A 17,142-nucleotide genomic window follows, 5' to 3' on the forward strand; every position below is an offset into this window, starting at 1 on the left:
GCCTCACGTGCCGATGTTGCCCCGGTCGGCCTCATCGCTCGGTAACCGCTGCGTCTGCACCGCCAGCACATGCCGAATCGTCGCCAGCACCGCATCCGGGCTGAGGCTCATTGAGTCGATGCCAATCGACACCAAAAACTCCGCCATCTCGGGATAATCCGACGGCGCCTGCCCGCAGATTCCCGAGTGTCGGCCGTTACGCTTGGCGCCTTCTACCGCCAGGCGAATCATCTGCTTGACGCCCAGGTCGCGCTCATCGAAATCGAAGGCGACGATTTCCGAGTCGCGGTCCACGCCGAGCGTCAACTGGGTCAGGTCGTTGGAACCGATCGAGAAGCCGTCGAACAGTTTGGCGAACGCGTCGATCTGGATCACGTTGTTGGGTATTTCGCACATGATGTAGACCTCCAGCCCGTTTTCTCCGCGCTGCAGGCCATGGCTGGCCATGGTCGCCAATACCCTTTCGCCCTCCGCCACGGTGCGGCAAAACGGGATCATCAACTTGATGTTGGTGAGGCCAATGTGTTCGCGCGCCCATTTCATCGCCGCGCACTCCAGCGCAAACCCTTCGGCATAAGCCGGATGGCTGTACCGGGACGCGCCGCGAAAACCGATCATCGGGTTGTGTTCTACCGGCTCGAAATACTGCCCACCCAGCAGGGTCGCGTACTCATTGCTCTTGAAGTCGCTCATGCGTACCACGCACGGTTTTGGATACACCGCTGCGGCAATGGTGGCGACGCCTTCGGCCAAGGTCTTGATGAAAAAATCCGTAGGGTCTGCATGCGCGGCGCTCAGCACGGCGATTTTTTCACGGGTGGCGTCATCCAGCTTTTCCGGGTGGACAAGGGCCATCGGATGGACCTTGATGCATTCATTGATGATGAACTCCATGCGCGCCAGACCGATACCGTCGACCGGCAGCGAGGCCAGGCTGAAGGCCTGGTCGGGGTTGGCCAGGTTCATCATGATGTGCGTGTCGGGATGCCCGAGTTGGCTGAGGTCCGTTTCCTCGACATCAAAATCCAGGATGCCGTCGTAGACCGTTCCGATTTCGCCTTCGGCGCAACTGACGGTCAACAAGGCGCCGGTTTTGATTGTCGCTGCCGCATTGGTGGCGCCCACGATCGCGGGAATACCCAGCTCCCGCGCCACGATGGCCGCGTGGCAGGTGCGTCCGCCGCGGTTGGTCACAATCGCGGCGGCGGTTTTCATCACCGGTTCCCAATCCGGAGTCGTGGCTTCGGAAACCAGCACTTCGCCCGGTTGAAACTCGCTGAGCTGTTTCACGTCGTTGACGATACGGGCCTTCCCGGCACCGATGCGGGTGCCGACCGCCTTCCCCTTGAGCAGCACTGGCGAGCGTTGCTTGAGGTGATAGATCTGCAGCACGCTGCCTTTTTTCTGCGAGGCCACCGTTTCGGGGCGCGCCTGGACCATATACAAGTGGCCATCGATCCCGTCTTTCGCCCACTCCATGTCCATGGGTTTGTAGAAACCGGCTTTGCTCGAATAGTGGTTTTCAACCTTGATGGCATAGTCAGCCAGGACCATGACGTCCCCGTCCGAGAGGCAAAAGCGCGTTTGTTCTTCGTCGGGTGTTTCGATATTCGCGGTGTACTCCTGCGCGATGTTCCCGGTATTGAGGGTATCGGTAAACACCATCTTCTTTTCTTTGCTGCCCAGGCTACGCTTGAGCACGCCACGATAACCGGCGACGAAGCTGGGTTTGTGTACGTAGAAACTGTCCGGGGCCAGCGCGCCCTGCACCACATTCTCCCCAAGCCCCCACGCGGCGTTGATGAACACGACATCCTTGAAGCCGGTTTCCGTATCCAGGGAAAACATCACGCCGCTGGCCCCGAGATCACTGCGCACCATTTTCATGATGACGACGGCGAGATCGACTTTGAAGCAATCAAAGCCGTTGTCGTATTTGTAATGGATCGACCGATCGGTGAAGTTCGAGGCCAGGCAACGCTTGTAGGCATCGAGCAGCGCATCTTCATTGGCGATATTGAGATAGGTCTCGTTCTGCCCGGCAAATGAGGCCTGCGGCGAGTCCTCGGCGGTTGCCGAGGAGCGCACGGCCAGTGAAAGGCTGTTGCCGTATTCGCGCTTGAGCTGGGCGTAGCTGTGCAGTATCGCGCTCTTCAGGTCTTCCGGCAGCGTACAGCCATACACAATCGCCCGCGCCCGTTTGCCGCGGGCTTGCAGGTCCTTGATGTCGTTGGGGTCGAGGCCGTCGAGCGCGGCATGCAGCGGCGCCCACGCCTTGTTGTGCTCAAGGACATAACGGTACGCGTCTGAAGTAACGGCAAACCCGTTGGGTACGCGGATGCCCTGGCCTGTCAGGTTCTGGTACATTTCTCCCAGCGAGGCGTTCTTGCCACCGACCTGTGCGACGTCGTTGATACCCAAGTCCTTGAACCAACGAATGTGCGGCTGTGAATGGGTCACGATATCTCTCCATTGAGTGAGGGGACCGCCAGGGATACCCGATTGGCCTTCAGCAATCGCAGATACAGGGCGCTGTAAGGCTTTATGGCTTGGTGCCAATCGAACGGCTTGCGCATGGCGCGGCAGCGCATTGCATTGAGCAGTTCAGGGTTGGCGAACACCTTGATCGCCCGCGTCAGTGCTGCCGCGTAGCTTTCCACGGTGGGTTCCTCGAACAGAAAACCGCTCACGCCATCTTCGATCGTGTCGGCCAGCCCACCGGTATTACGGGCTACCGGTAATGAGCCGAAACGCTGCGCATACATCTGGCTCAGGCCGCACGGTTCATAGCGCGACGGCATGAGCAGGAAGTCACTGCCGGCAAACATGCGCCTGGCATCCGTTTCGTTGAAGCCGATAAGCACACCGACCTGGCCCGGGAAGCGCTGGGCCAGCTCCCGTGCGGCCTCCTCTTCCTGCGGTTCGCCACGGCCGATGATGGCGATCTGCCCGCCCTGCCTGACGATGTGCCCGGCAACGCCAATGGTCAGATCCAGGCCTTTCTGGAAGACCAGACGCGATACCACCGCGAACAGAGGCCCCGTCGACGGCTCGAGATTGAACAACTGGCGGACATAGTGGGCGTTCACCGCCTTGCCGAGCCAATCGTTAGCGGCAAACCGGCAGATCAAGTGCTCATCGGTTTCGGCGTCCCAACTGGCATCGATACCATTGGCAATGCCGCTGAGCAGCCCTTGTTCGGCTTTGCTTTGCAGAAAGCCGTCCAGGCCGCAACCGAATGCTGGCGTGGTGATTTCCCGGGCGTAGGTCGCGCTGACGGTGGTGATGTGGTTGGCATAGGCCATGCCGGCCTTGAGTAACGAGAGCTTGCCGTAGAACTCCATACCGTCCGAGGCCAGCGCGTGCTCGGGGATGCCCAGTTCGCGCCGGGAACCGCTGCTGACCATGCCTTGATAGGCAAGGTTATGGATGGTGAAAATGCTCGGCGTGGCCTGCCCACGCCAGCGCATGTACGCCGGCGCGAGGCCGGCCGGCCAATCATGCGCGTGTACCAGCTCCGGACGCCACTGGCACTTCACCGCGCCTGCGGCGAAGTCGGCCGCGGCCAGGCCAAGACGGGCAAACCGGATATGGTTATCCGGCCAGTCACGGCCATTGTTATCCCCGTAAGGAGTGCCTTCACGCTCATACAGTTCAGGACAGATCACCAGGTAAATGACCAGGCCATCCGTCATGTCCATCCGCCCGATCTTGCACGCCGGCAATGCCGCATGGCCCTCCAGCTCGCTGATCACATGGACCGGATTTCCGCTGTTGAGCACTTGCGGGTAACCCGGCATCAACACGCGCACATCGTGCAGGGGATGCAGGGCCCGGGGCAATGCCGCCGATACATCGCCGAGCCCGCCGGTTTTCACGAGGCCGGCCAATTCGGAGGTCACGAACAGGACCTTGGCCCTGGCCGCCACGCTGGTAATGGGCAGCGAAACCGGCGCTAGCGCCAGCGGATCAACAGTCGAGGTAACCCATTCACTGACCGGCAGGTTGAAACGTTCAGCCTGCGGGGAAATGGCGGCTGTGCCCATGATCCTTTTCCTTTTTGTTGAGTCGAGAGTGCGGGGAGACGGTTAAGTCGGTCGCATGAGTATCTGGGGTTGCTCCCGATGGCCTCTGATCTTTATCAACAAATGCGCTTTGCTGCCGCGTGGGACAGCGCTCGTTGCGATAGGTGATGCTCTCGGTGTTCACCGTTCTTCTGCTATTGGCCGCCAGGCTTTACCCCGGTTTGGCTCGCTGACAATAGGCGCATCGCAGCTCAACGCTGCCACGCAATCAATGGGTTTTCCGCTGGCAGAAAGGCATCCGCGTGCCAGGCGCGAACCCTCGGAGTGTAGTGCTCCAGCGGGCGCGTGGCAGCGACCGAAATGGAATAGATATAACCCTGGATGGCGCCCGGAATCACATCGACGGCTTTCATCAGCAAGCACTCGGCGGGGTACTCGTCGCACAGGCCGCCATAGAGTTCCACCTTGACCCACAGAGGCGAGATCTCACCCAAATAGACCGGCACGCGAACGCACAGACAGTCGCCATCGCGATGCCCCTCGACCGCGCCGAAGTGAATATTGTCCCAGGCCGCGGTCAACGCCTTCTGCCAGGCATGGAGCGTGCGCGCCAGTGCCGCGTTATCCTCGCGGCGGTGTCGAAACGCCTGAATCGCCGGCTGGTAAAGATGTTCCAGGTATTCCTGCAGCATGCGATTGCTGCTGTAGTACGGCCCCAGCTGCGACATGCTGGCGCGCATGCGTTGCACCCAGTCGCGTGGAATACCCTGTGCATCGCGTGAATAGAACGTGGGGACGACCTCGTTTTCCAACAGGCCGTACAAGCGCTCGGCGTCGACGTCGTCATCGCTCGGCGCGTCATCCCCGATCGCCCAGCCATAGGCGGGCTGGTACGCTTGTGCCCACCAACCATCGAGTTCCGAGAGGTTCAACCCGCCGTTGACGAGCACCTTCATGCCACTGGTGCCGCAGGCTTCCCAGGGCCGACGCGGGGTGTTGATCCAGACATCGACGCCTTGCACCAGGTGTTGGGCCATTTCCAGGTCGTAGTCTTCCAGGAACACCACATGCCGGCGCAGCCCCGGGCGATGCACGAAGTCGAGCCATGCCTGGATCAGTTGCTTGCCGCGCTCATCGGCGGGATGAGCCTTGCCAGCGATGAGCAGTTGTACCGGATGCTGCTCGTTGGTTAACAGCCGCGCCAGGCGGTCGCTGTCGTGCAGCAGCAGGTTCGGGCGCTTATAGTCGGTGAAGCGTCGCGCAAACCCGAGCGTGAGGCAGTTGGGGTCAAACACCTGCCCGCCCTCCGCCACCTGCTGCGCCGACTCGCCACGCTGCTCGAGCTGCCAGGCCAGGCGCTTGCGCGCATAGCTCACCAGGTCGCGCCGTTGCTCGGCAGCCATGTTCCACAAGGCCTCGTCGTCATTGTTGGCGACCGTCGCCGGCAGCAACTCGACTGCGCCGCGCCAACGCTCCTTGCCGCAGCTTGTGGTCCACAGATGATCGGACCACATTGAGTCCCAGGACGGCACATGCACACCGTTGGTGACATGCCCCACCGGTATCTCTTGAACAGGCCAGCGGGGATACAAATCGCTGAATAGCCGTCGGCTGACCTCGCCGTGCAAGCGGCTCACACCATTGGCTTGAGCGCACCCACGCAGCGCCAGAAAAGCCATGTTGAAGGGTTCATCCGCGTCCGACGGATTGCGTCGGCCCAACGCCAGCAACTCGTGCGATGTGAGGCGGCAGTCGTCGAGATAGCCGCGGGCATACTTGAGCACCAGTTCCGCGGAAAACACATCGAAACCCGCAGCCACTGGCGTATGGGTCGTAAACACGTTGCCCGCCCGCGTCGCCCACCAGGCTTCCTGGAACGATGTGCCCTTCTGATGCATGAAGCGCCGGGCACGCTCCAGCACCAGCAGTGCAGCATGACCTTCGTTGAGGTGGCACACATCGACATTGATCGCCAACGCTTCGAGTGTGGCCCAGCCGCCGATGCCAAGCACCACTTCCTGCAGCAAGCGCATCTCCGAACCGCCGCCGTACAACTTCGAGGTGATGCCACGGTCGCTGGCGCCGTTGAGCAGGTCATTACTGTCGAGCAGGTACAGGCTGGTACGCCCGACGATGGCCTGCCACACGCGTAAATACAGGGTCCGGCCGGGAAGCGCCAAGGGGATTTTCAACCACGCGCCGTCCTGTCCAAACGTCGGCTGGATCGGCAGGCTGGTGGGGTCGTTATAGGGGTAGGCCTCCTGCTGGCGCCCCATCGCGTCGATGGATTGTCGAAAATAGCCTTCCTGATAGAGCAACCCCACCCCGAGCACCGGTACGCCCATGTCGCTTGCCGTCTTCAGGTAATCCCCGGCCAGCACACCGAGCCCGCCGGCATAAAGCGCCAGCGCCTCGCTCAGGCCGAATTCCATGCTGAAGTAGGCGATCTGCTTGGAATCGCCGGCGCTTGTCTGCTGCGCATACCAACCCGGCTCGCTGAGGTAGTGCCGATGCTCTTCGATGGCGTGCGCGAGGGTTTGCGAGAACGTCGCATCTCGACAGAGTTCTCCTAGCCGGTGCGGCGAGGTGTTCTGCAGTATCAGCCAGGGGTTGTGGGTACGCTCCCACAGCTGCGGGTCGATGCTTTTCCAGAGCTCGTCGAGCGCATGGTTCCAGGTCCAGCGCAGGTTAAGCGCAAGCTCGGTCAATGCGCGCAACTGCTCCGGCAGTTCGCGTGGCAGGAATGCATACACGTCGACACCTCAAGGCGATAGTGGCTAAAGCGCCTCGCTCGATGCCGGCGCCGGCAGCAAGGCCAGGCTGTGTCGAGCGATGACTGCATTTTCATCAGTGGCGATGACCCAGGCCGATACCGGGCTGTCCGGCGTCGTCAGGCAGGCTCCGGTGGGCGGGTGCTGGTTGCGGGTTACGCCTAACCAGGCGCAACCGTCGAGAATCCCGTCACGCACGGTGGGTGCATGTTCGCCAATGCCGCCGGTGAACACCAACGCGTCGAGCCCGCCGAGCAATGCGGCCAGCGCGCCGATTTCCTTGACGGCACGCCGTACAAACAACTCAATGGCCTGCGCGGCCCCCTCGGCGTGGCTGGCCAGCAGCGTCCGCATGTCACTCGCCACACCGCCAGAGACGCCCAGCAATCCGGACTCGTGGTACAGCAGGTGTTCGACCGCCGCCGCGCTCATGCCGCGTTCGCGCAGCAGGTACAGCACGATGCCGGGGTCCAGGTTGCCCGGGCGGGTGCCCATCAACAGCCCGTCCAGGGTGGAAAACCCCATGGTGGTGCCGCAACTGATGCGGTTACGCATCGCGCACAGGCTGGCACCGTTGCCCAGGTGTGCGACCAGGGTGCGCCCAGCCGCCGCGCGCGGGTCGTAATCCGCCAGGACCCCGGCAATGTACTCGTAGGACAAACCGTGGAAGCCGTAACGCCGCAGGCCCGCCTCGCTCAGTGCCCGGGGCAGGCCGTACAAGGTTTCCAGCGGGTCGAGTGTGTGGTGAAAGGCAGTGTCGAAGCAGGCCACCTGAGGCAGGTCGGGATGCTCGCGGGCCATATGGAGAATCGGTGCCAGGCACAAGGGCTGGTGCAACGGTGCCATTGGAATCAGTCGTTGTATCTCGTCGATCAGCGCGCTATCGACCCGCGCAGCCACTTCCCGACGGGCGCCGCCATGGACCACCCGATGCGCCGCGACGACAATCTGCCATTGGCGGTTGCTGCCCAGCCAACGCATCAGGTTGCCCAGGGAAACTGCGTCCATGCAACTGTCGGCGCGCCATTGCTCCTGATGTTCGGCCTCGGATCCTGGGGCCTGATACACCAGCGTTGCCCTGCCCTGGCGCACTTCAATCATGCCGCTGCCCAGGCAATGGACCGTTGGTGCCGCCACGAAGTAAAGGGAAAACTTGAGGGTTGAAGAGCCCGCATTCAGCACCAACAACGCCGGGCAAGGGGCATCCATCATGCGCGGCTCCACAGCGCCGGGGAATCCACGGCCTGACGGGAGCCGCCAAGCAGTAACCGTAATGCTCGCATCATGGGCCGCCTCGACACTCGATGAGGTTACAGGGAACCTTGCCCCAGGTTGGCCTTATCCTGGCATCCACGGGGCGCGGCGGCTTGACCTTCCTCAATAAAATGTTCCCGTTACGATTCAGCGCGTTCCTGGCGCATCAATATCATCGACGAACAACACTTTGGCGTTTAACGACGAAAACACCCGCGGGAAAATGTTTTTTGAAAAACAATTCAATCAGTTAAGTATTGCGACTGATCCGCAGACACTTACATCTGATCTAAATCAACCAGACCCAGCCCCTTCGCGCAGAAATTAGATGCAGCAGTCGCACCCTCGCATTCGACGGTGCAGATACTCACGTTTTCGTGGAGGCTCTTCATGGCTACGCATCTGCAAGGCTCTCAACCGATCGTCCCGCCGGCTGTCCAACCCGTGGCAGGCAGTCTGCGCAAGGTAGAACCCAAGCGCTTGTCGCTGAGCTTGTTGATTGCCCTGGTGGTCGGTTCGATGATCGGCAGCGGCATTTTCAGCCTGCCGCAAAACATGGCCGCCAGTGCGGGCGCCGGTGCGATTCTGATCGGTTGGTTGATCACCGGCGTCGGCATGCTGTCGCTGGCGCTGGTCTATCAGACCCTGTCCAACCGCCAGCCCGCGCTGGACAACGGTGTGTTTGCCTATGCGCGTGCGCTGGGTGGCGAATACCTGAGCTTCAACTCCGCCTGGGGTTACTGGATCAGTGCCTGGATCGGCAACGTCAGTTACCTGGTGATCCTGTTCGCTGCGCTGAGTTACTTCTTCCCGGTGTTTGGCGAAGGCAATAACAAGGCGGCGATCGCCGGTGCGTCCGTGGTGTTGTGGGCGTTGCACTGGATGATCCTCAGGGGCTTGCGCACCGCTGCGCGGGCCAATGCGTTGACGACGGTCGCGAAGATCGTGCCGTTGCTGTTGTTCATCGGCCTGGTGATCGCCGCGTTCCAGCGTGAAACGTTCACTGTCGACTTCTGGGGCTCGCCGGCGTTGGGCAGTACGCTCGATCAAGTCAAAAGCACGATGCTGGTCACCGTTTGGGTGTTTATCGGGATCGAGGGCGCCAACGTGTTTTCTGCCCGTGCGGCGGAGCGGGCCAATGTCGGGCGGGCCACGGTGATCGGTTTTGTCATCACGTTGTTGTTGCTGATTTCGGTGTCCTTGCTGTCGCTGGGGGTGCTCAAACAACCGGAACTCGCCGCCTTGAAGAACCCCTCGATGGCGGGCGTGCTGCAGGCCGCGGCCGGGCCATGGGGCGCGGTGCTGATCAGCATCGGCCTGATTGTTTCGGTCGGCGGCGCCCTGCTCGCCTGGACGTTGCTGGCGGCCGAGTCGGTGTTCACGCCCGCCAAGGAAAAGGTCATGCCTGTCTCGCTGGGCGTGGAAAACACCCAAGGCGCGCCAGCCAATGCGCTGTGGCTGACCAACGGCTGCATTCAATTGTTCCTGCTGCTGACCTTGTATTCGAGCGCTACCTATCTCGCGCTGATCTCCCTGGCCACCTCGATGATTCTATTGCCGTACCTGTTCAGCGGCCTGTATGCGCTGAAATTGACCTGGAAGGGTGACACCTATGCCGGCCACCGCGCCCTGCAATTGCGCGACATGGCCATCGCGGCGGTCGCCACGCTGTATTGCATGTGGTTGCTCTATGCCGCCGGGCCGAAATACATGCTGCTCAGCGCCCTCCTCTACGCCCCGGGCTCGTTGATCTACCTGGGCACCCTGCGCGCCCGTCAGGGACAAGCGCTCAGCGGCCCCGAGACCGGCCTGTTGATCATCATCTGGGCGGCCGCGGCCTATGCCGGCTGGATGCTGTGGTCGGGGACGCTGACCTTGTAACGATGGGCTTGCCCCCGTGTTCTGTCCTGGCAGGCCGCGCAGAGGCCGTTCTGCTGCCTGCCTTCTATCTGAAGAGGAGTACCGAAAGATGAGCAATTCCGCAAAAAAAATGCCGGTCACTACCGAACATAAATCCGACCAGCATCCCATGACGACAGACCTGTGGCGGCCGCTGGAAAAACTGCGGCAACAGGTGGACCACCTGTTTGATGACTTCAATCTCGGTTCCGGCCTGTCGCCCTTCAGCCGGGGGCTGTTCGACGTTGAACCGTTCTGGCGTCGCGAGCTGATCGGCCATGGCATGCCTGCCGTGGACATCACCGAGAAAGACAAAAGCTACGAGATCACCGCCGAAGTACCCGGCATGGATCAGAAAGACATTGAGGTCAAACTGTCCAACGGCAGCCTGATCATCAAAGGCGAGAAACAGGAGGACAAGGAAGAAAAACGCAAAGGCTACCACCTTAGCGAGCGTCACTACGGTTCCTTCGAGCGGGTGTTCAACCTGCCCAAAGGTATTGATGCCGATAAGATCGACGCGAGTTTCAGCAAAGGCGTGCTGTGCATCTCGTTGCCGAAAAAGCCAGAAGCCATGAAAGCGGATAAAGTCGTGCCGATCAAAGGCGAATGAATCCCAGGCGGCACTGCCCCTTGGCGGGAAACCGACAAGGGGCTTTTTTTATCTGCAGTGGTTCAACGCTTCATCCCCGGAAAATATCGAACAGCTCGATCTTCAAGAGCGTGCGAATGCGCAGGTAACGCCAGCCGAACGTCAGCCTAAGCCACATGTTCAGCGGCAGTCCGCTACGCGAAGAGATGATAGTCGGGGAAAACCAAGCCAATGCTGTTGAGTCGACGCGCAGGTGCCAGATGTGCTGCCTGGCAGGGGTGGTTGCAGGCCTGCGGCTGTCTTGCAGCAAACCCGACGACGTGTCGGGTGCTGCAACCGTTCACTACTTGCGGCTGGCTTTTTCGAGCATCCGGCTGGCGCGCTCATTGGCCTGATCGGCAGTCTGTTGCGCCTGATTGGCCGCCATCGCCGCCTGCTCCGCTTTCGAGTAGGCTTCATCGGCTCTGGCGCGTGCCGACAGCGCAGTGCTTTGAGCAGCCTCCAGGCGTGCATCCAGTTCTTTGGCCGGTTTGTTACTGCAACCAGCCGATAACGCGAGGAGGACGCTGAGCAACACTACGGGTAAACGCATATTCATGGGTATTCTCCTTGAGGGTCGTAGCAGGAACGCACCGGCTACGGTTCAAGTATCCGGCGCCGTCGGTGCGGGGCTCTGATTTTTGTCAACTTTCGACCAAGAATCAGACCGAACCGTCAGTTCCCGGCGCCTTGCGAACGCCCGCCCGCCGTAGCGGCCAACAACGACTTCAGCGCGCTCAGCGAACGGGTATTGAGTACATCGCCCTTTTCCAGCCAGGCACGCCGGGCTTGCGCGACGCCGTAGCGCAAGTACGCAAAATCCGCGGTGCGCTGGGCATCCGAATTGATGCTGATCAGCACGTGTTGGTCTTTGGCGTATTGGCATTGAAGATCGAACAGGTCCATGCGCTGGGGTTGCGCGTTGAGTTCCAGGCAGCAGCCGCGTGCAGAGGCGGCCCTGATGACGGCCGACAGGTCCATGTTCAACGGCGCGCGCTGATTGATCAGGCGACACAGCGGGTGCGCCAGTAGCGTGAAATAGCGATGATCCATGGCCCTGAGCAGGCGTTGCGTCTGTTGCCGCAGCGTCAGGCCGAAATGCGTGTGGACCGCGCCCACCACAAGGTCCAGGCGAGCGAGAACAGCGTCTGGCAGCCCCAGGCTGCCATCTTCCAGAATCTCGACTTCAACGCCCTTGAGCAAGGTGATGCCGCGCAGGCGGGCGTTGAGCGCATCGATCTGGTCGATCTGCTTCAGCAGCCGCTCGCTGTCCAGGAAATGATCGGTGATCGCCAGGTATTCCAACCCGGCTTGCTGCGCGGCCAGTGCCATCTGTTCCAGGGTATTGGCGCCATCCGCGTCGCAGGTGTGCGCGTGCAAGTCACCCTTGAGATCACTCACTTCCACCAGCCTGGGCAAACGCCCGCTGAGTGCCGCCGCGACCTCACCGCGATCTTCGCGCAGCTCCGGCGTGATCCACGGCAACCCAAGGGCCTGATAAACCGAGACCTCCGTGGCACCCGCCAGGCGTTCCTCGCCCCTGAACACGCCATACTCGTTGAGCTTCAGGCCCTGTTCCCGCGCCTGCTTGCGAATCGCAATGTTGTGCGCCTTGCTGCCGGTGAAATACACCAGCGCGGCGCCCCAATCCGCGGGCTTGACCACCCGCACGTCGACTTGCAGGCCGGAGTCCAGTACGACACTGGCCCGCGTGCGGCCTTTGACCAATACGGTGGACACCTCCGGGTGCCTGATCAGGTGCGCCGTGACCGCCACTGCGGGCGCTGCTGCCACCAGGATGTCGATGTCGCCCACGGTATCGCGCATGCGCCGCAGACTGCCGGCCAACCTCGCGTCCTCGACCCCGGGCAGTTGATGCAGATACTCGATCAACTGCAGCGCCACGGGCTCGACAACGCCCAGCGGCAACCGGCGATCCTTTCCGAGCCCCTTCTGCGCGGCGCTCAATAAGCGCGCCTCGAGCCTTTCGCCAAAACCGGGCACGTGGCGGATGTGGCCCTGCTCGGCGGCCTCGCACAGTTGCTGCGCGGTTTCGATTCCCAGGCCGTGATACAGGTGTTTGATGCGTTTGGGGCCGAGGCCGGCGATGGACAGCAGTTCAACCAGCCCAGGCGGCAATGTCGAGCGCAGGCGCTGCCGCAGCGCACAATCCCCGGTGCTGGCGATTTCACTGATCTTGGCCGCCAGATCGACGCCGATGCCCGGCAGTTTCGGCAAGGTTTCCCCACGCGCAATGAGCGGCGCCAACTCGACCGTCAGCGCCCTCAGCGTGCGCGCCGCAACCCGATAAGCGCGGATGCGAAACGGGTTGGCGTCATCGATTTCGAGCAGGTCGGCGATATCGTCAAACACCGCGGCAATGTCCTCATTGCTCACCGCCTGCGAGCGCTTGACCGCAGACGTCGGTGTGCTGGGTGCCTGCGGTGCGGCCGTGAGCTTCATGGCCCCAGCCTGGCCATGTAATGCGCGACTGCCTCGGCATCGGCGTCCGACAGTGTGTGCGCAATCTGGCTCGTCAGGTCACCGCGCTCACGCAGGTCGGCCTGTTGAAACACCTGGATCTGGCGAATCATGTACGCGGCATGCTGGCCCGCCACACGGGGGGTCTGGCCATGGCCCCGGCCCTCGGCGCCATGACAGGCGCTGCACTGAGCGATGCCGGATTCCGGCACGCCGTGGCGAAAGATCAATTCGCCCCGCGCGTCAGGCGTTTCGGCTTCAGCCTGCATGGCCGGCTGTTTTGAATAGTAGTCCGCCAGTTCAGTGATCTGCGATTCGGTCAAATGGGTAAAGCCCCACATGTATTGAGTCGAGGCTTTATCCATGCGCGTATGGTTTTTGAAATCAGTCAACTGCTGCTTCAGGTAGTCTTTTTGCTGGCCGGCCAATTTGGGAAACAACGGCGATACCGACTCCCCCGTCAGCCCGTGGCACAGCGAACACACGTCGTTTACCAAGGCCAGCGCGGGCATGGATGCGGTTTTTTGCGATGCCCGGTCGCGGGTGTCGGTACAGCCCACAAGGGCCACCACACAGAGGGCAAGCGTCAGGTGTGATCGATTGATAGAGCACCTCATATCACAAGCCTCCATGAGCCGCGTCGGTAGCCGGCGCGTACCGGGTTCAGCCACATTGGCTCAAGGCCGTGCAGGCTTTATTGACAAAACTCAATGATTCACCTGGGTCAGGGTGTAGGAATAGATAAACACTGAAGGGGACGACGGCCGTGAGCACACCCGCCCAACGCATGCTGGATAAACACTATGGCGCGTCTCGGCAGGTCGATAGAGCCGCCATCGCGGCGGTCCTGCGCCAATTTGCCGAGCCTCTGCCGGCGTTCGATTCTGCAGCGTTCGGCGAAATGTTCGATCGCTACGCGGATGCGCGGGTGGTGCTGATCGGCGAAGCCAGCCACGGCACCAGCGATTTCTATCGCGCCCGAGCCGCCATCACGCAGCGCTTGATTGAGCGGCATGGCTTCTCCATCGTCGCCGTTGAGGCCGACTGGCCCGATGCAGGGCATGTCGACAAGTACGTCCGAGGGCTGGCCCCGTCGGCCTGGAAACGCCATATCTTCAGCCGCTTCCCGACCTGGATGTGGCGCAACGCCGAGGTCAAAGCCTTTGCCCATTGGCTGCACCGCTACAACCATCAACGCGCCAGTGCAGACCGTGTGGAGTTCCGTGGCCTCGACGTTTACAGCATGCGCAACTCGATCCATGAGGTGCTGCACTATCTGGACAGCGTCGACCCGCAACTGGCCCAAGAAGCACGGCGGCGCTACGGCTGCCTGACGCCCTGGCAGGATGACCCGGCCTTGTACGGTCACTTCGTCGAACGCAATGGCCTGATGCCCTGTGAACCGCAGGTGGTCGAACAACTCAACGTGATGCTGGCCAAGCAATTGGCCGGGCTCATCCAGGATGACGAAGGTTTTTTCAACGCCACGCAAAACGCCCGCGTGGTGCGTGCGGCGGAACAGTACTACCGCGCCGTCTATCGCGGCTCGACCGCGTCGTGGAACCTGCGTGACCGCCACATGTTCGACACCCTGCGCGCCCTGCTGGAACACCGGGGCCCGCAGGCCAAAGCGGTGGTCTGGGCGCACAACTCGCATATCGGCAACGCGGCTGCCACGGAGATGGGCTGGAAGGGCCAGTTCAACATCGGCCAGCTGTGCCGCAGTGCCTATGGGCGCGACGCTGTGCTGATCGGCATGAGCACCGACCGTGGCCACGTGGCGGCGGCCGACGATTGGGACGCCGAGATGCTCATCAAGGCGGTGCGGCCTTCCCGTCCCGACAGTTGGGAGCATCAGTTCCTCGAGGCCGGCGTGCCGGCGTCGTTGACCGACTGGCGCGACCCGCAGCGCGCCGAGCTGCGCACGGTGTTGTCCGCCACCCTGCTGGAACGCGCGATTGGCGTGATTTACCGGCCCACAACCGAACGCGACAGCCACTACTTCGAAGCGGTACTGGCCGAACAGTTCGACGCCATGCTCTGGTTCGAGCAGACGCAGGCGGTAAAGGCCCTGGCACTGCCCAAAAACGAGGAGCTGGAAGCGGAAGACGAAACCTTTCCGTTCGGTGTGTAAGGCTCACCTGGCGCGACGCATCTACAGCGGGTGTGCTTCAGTCGATTCGCGTTGCCAGGCCCGCTGCAATAACTCAATGACCTCTGCATCGGTGGTCTGGGGGAAGTTCGAGTACCAGTAACCGATGGACATCATCCGCTCAGGAATCAGCGGGCAGATCACTTCATTGACGATACAGCGCAGGGTTTCCACCGTATCCAGCGGCGCGACCGGCACCGCCACGACGATCCGCGCCGGGGCCTGCACCTGCACCGCCTGGATCGCGGCGAGCATCGAAGCCCCTGTGGCCAGGCCGTCATCGATCAGGATGACCACCTGATCCTTCAACTGCAGCGGCGCCCGCGTGCCCCGGTAAACCTGCTCACGGCGCGATAACTCGCGAGTTTCGCGGGCGACCACCGCGTCATAACTGTCTTGATCAATCGAATGAGCCCGCAGCACCTCTTCATTGCGGATCTGGATACCGCCACTGGCGATGGCGCCCATGGCGAATTCGGGTTGGGACGGCATGCCGAGCTTGCGTACCACCATCAGATCCAGGCGCACCTGCAGGGCCGTGGCCACCTCATACGCCACCGGGACGCCGCCACGCGGCAAGGCCAGGATGATCACGTCGGGGCGGCGGGCGTATCTGAGCAACGGCTCCACCAGGCTTTGACCGGCCACCGACCGATCCTGCCAGAGCGTTTGCAGCGAAGGGCTATAACTCATGGGTCACCTCATCTGTGGTTTCATTGCACACCGCCTTTGCCACGCTAGACCGCCAGTACGCCGCAAGGCACCTGATAGAGAATGTGTTCGGTGGTACTGCCCAGCAGCTTCTCGATGCCGTGATACTGGACCCGGCCCATCACGATCACATCCACCTGGTGTTCCTTGGCGAATTGACTCAACACCGCAACCGGATTGCCCAAAACGAAGTGATGACGATCGGAAGGCACGCCATAGTCTCGCGCCAGTTCGAGGAAGGTTTTTTCCTCCTTGCTCGCCAGTTCCTTACTGAGATTGGACAGGGCCATACCGCCCATGTCAGCCATGTAGATCGTCGACATATCGCAGGCATACAGCAGGTGCAGCTCGGCATCGCATTGCAGCGCCAGGCTGGTGGCCTGCTCAATGATGCGCTGGTTCAACGCGCTGTTGGCCGGTTGAACATTCGACACGTCAACCGCTGCCACGACGATGCGCGGCAAGGCATGGCCACCACCGCCGACCAGATAGACCGGAATCGGACACTCGCGCAGCAACTGCCAGTCCAGCGGGGTGAAGAACGCGCGCTTGAACGCGGACTCTTGCTGCACTTGTTTGATCAACAGATCGGGCTGTGTCTCAGTGACGTAATCCAGGATGTCTTGCTTGAGGTTGGTGGCCCAGGTCACCTGGGCGGTCACGTTGAGCCCCAGGGCATGGAGATTCTTGGTTTGGGCGTTCAGCCAGTCGCGGTGGTCCTCGAGGTAGCTGGCCCGAGCCTTTTCACGCACGTTCTCGGCCAGTAGCAACAAGATGTCCAACGGTGCTGCCAGCGCGACAATATGCAGGCTCGCGCCGCTGGCCTTGGCCAGGGCGGCAGCATGGCCGATTGCCGGGGAGTCACGCAGGGCGGGGTTGATGATCAGTAACAAACACTGGTATTGGCTCATGATCTGGCTCCAGGGAGGAATGAAAAACAGCCCACGCGTCCGGGGTCTTAACGGATGGGGCCAGGCGGCGGCGTCGCGGGAACCATGCGCCATCCCTCAGGGCACTGGCGTACGCTCGGGTAATAGCCTTTGGCGGAATCGCAGTAGTACCAGGCCGATGGCGCGGCCGTGACGGGCTGAGGCTCGACCACCACCGTCGGCGGGCTGGCCGGGTAGTAGTAAGTCGGGGCGGGATAGTAATAAACCGGATACGTCGGGTAGTAATACGGCGTGGCGATGCGCGCGGCTTCCCAGCCCAGTCCCAGGC

Annotated in this window: 13 protein-coding genes; 3 read left to right on the forward strand and 10 right to left on the reverse strand. The window is 61.7% G+C overall.

Annotation, left to right across the window (positions count from 1 at the left end):
• Nucleotides 1-3: 3 nt before the first annotated feature.
• From ppsA to AC07W0_RS21790, 4 genes are all read right to left on the reverse strand, one after another.
• Nucleotides 4-2,460 carry a phosphoenolpyruvate synthase gene (gene ppsA / locus AC07W0_RS21775; RefSeq protein WP_102618220.1) on the reverse strand — a complete coding sequence of 819 codons (2,457 nt, stop codon included), beginning with the start codon at nt 2,458-2,460 and terminating at the stop codon, nt 4-6.
• Entirely contained in the window at nt 2,457-4,046 is a 1,590-nt protein-coding gene (gene glgA, locus AC07W0_RS21780; RefSeq protein ID WP_102618219.1) for a glycogen synthase GlgA, read from the reverse strand. Before glgA ends, ppsA begins: the two co-directional genes overlap by 4 nt.
• Before the next feature lie 230 nt (nt 4,047-4,276).
• The gene (glgP, locus tag AC07W0_RS21785; protein WP_102618218.1) at nt 4,277-6,778 is read right to left on the reverse strand and encodes an alpha-glucan family phosphorylase; all 2,502 of its coding nucleotides are present in this window, start codon (nt 6,776-6,778) and stop codon (nt 4,277-4,279) included.
• Between the two features lie 24 nt (nt 6,779-6,802).
• The gene (locus tag AC07W0_RS21790) at nt 6,803-8,008 is read right to left on the reverse strand and encodes an acetate/propionate family kinase (RefSeq protein ID WP_102618217.1); all 1,206 of its coding nucleotides are present in this window, start codon (nt 8,006-8,008) and stop codon (nt 6,803-6,805) included.
• Between the two features lie 432 nt (nt 8,009-8,440).
• Here AC07W0_RS21790 and arcD point away from each other — a divergent pair, with 432 nt between their 5' ends.
• On the forward strand, nt 8,441-9,931 hold the full coding sequence (gene arcD, locus AC07W0_RS21795) for an arginine-ornithine antiporter (protein ID WP_052735791.1): 1,491 nt from the start codon (nt 8,441-8,443) through the stop codon (nt 9,929-9,931).
• A gap of 88 nt (nt 9,932-10,019) precedes the next feature.
• Nucleotides 10,020-10,562, forward strand: a complete 543-nt coding sequence (locus AC07W0_RS21800; RefSeq protein ID WP_017845784.1) for an Hsp20/alpha crystallin family protein — start codon at nt 10,020-10,022, stop codon at nt 10,560-10,562.
• Between the two features lie 322 nt (nt 10,563-10,884).
• On the opposite strand, the gene AC07W0_RS21805 is transcribed toward AC07W0_RS21800, so the two are convergent.
• From AC07W0_RS21805 to AC07W0_RS21815, 3 genes are all read right to left on the reverse strand, one after another.
• Nucleotides 10,885-11,139: an Lpp/OprI family alanine-zipper lipoprotein gene (locus AC07W0_RS21805; RefSeq protein WP_017845783.1), complete on the reverse strand. Its 255-nt coding sequence runs from the start codon at nt 11,137-11,139 to the stop codon at nt 10,885-10,887.
• Nucleotides 11,140-11,255: 116 nt separating this feature from the next.
• Nucleotides 11,256-13,043: a DNA polymerase/3'-5' exonuclease PolX gene (gene polX, locus AC07W0_RS21810; protein WP_102618216.1), complete on the reverse strand. Its 1,788-nt coding sequence runs from the start codon at nt 13,041-13,043 to the stop codon at nt 11,256-11,258.
• Nucleotides 13,040-13,732, reverse strand: a complete 693-nt coding sequence (locus tag AC07W0_RS21815) for a c-type cytochrome (protein WP_256580862.1) — start codon at nt 13,730-13,732, stop codon at nt 13,040-13,042. The genes polX and AC07W0_RS21815 overlap by 4 nt, the downstream gene beginning before the upstream one ends.
• 116 nt (nt 13,733-13,848) lie before the next feature.
• Between AC07W0_RS21815 and AC07W0_RS21820 the strand changes: the two genes are divergently transcribed.
• Nucleotides 13,849-15,195, forward strand: a complete 1,347-nt coding sequence (locus AC07W0_RS21820; protein ID WP_102618215.1) for an erythromycin esterase family protein — start codon at nt 13,849-13,851, stop codon at nt 15,193-15,195.
• A gap of 21 nt (nt 15,196-15,216) precedes the next feature.
• Here the strand turns inward: AC07W0_RS21820 and AC07W0_RS21825 are convergent, their stop codons facing one another.
• From AC07W0_RS21825 to AC07W0_RS21835, 3 genes are all read right to left on the reverse strand, one after another.
• A complete protein-coding gene (locus AC07W0_RS21825; RefSeq protein WP_102618214.1) occupies nt 15,217-15,906 on the reverse strand; it encodes a phosphoribosyltransferase in 690 nt (229 codons plus the stop codon).
• Between the two features lie 44 nt (nt 15,907-15,950).
• Complete coding sequence (locus tag AC07W0_RS21830; RefSeq protein WP_102618213.1) at nt 15,951-16,835, reverse strand: universal stress protein; 885 nt, start codon at nt 16,833-16,835, stop codon at nt 15,951-15,953.
• Nucleotides 16,836-16,882: 47 nt separating this feature from the next.
• On the reverse strand, nt 16,883-17,142 hold a 260-nt coding region (locus tag AC07W0_RS21835), incomplete at its 5' end, for a hypothetical protein (protein ID WP_102618212.1).

The sequence above is a fragment of the Pseudomonas sp. GW704-F2 genome (assembly GCF_059423025.1).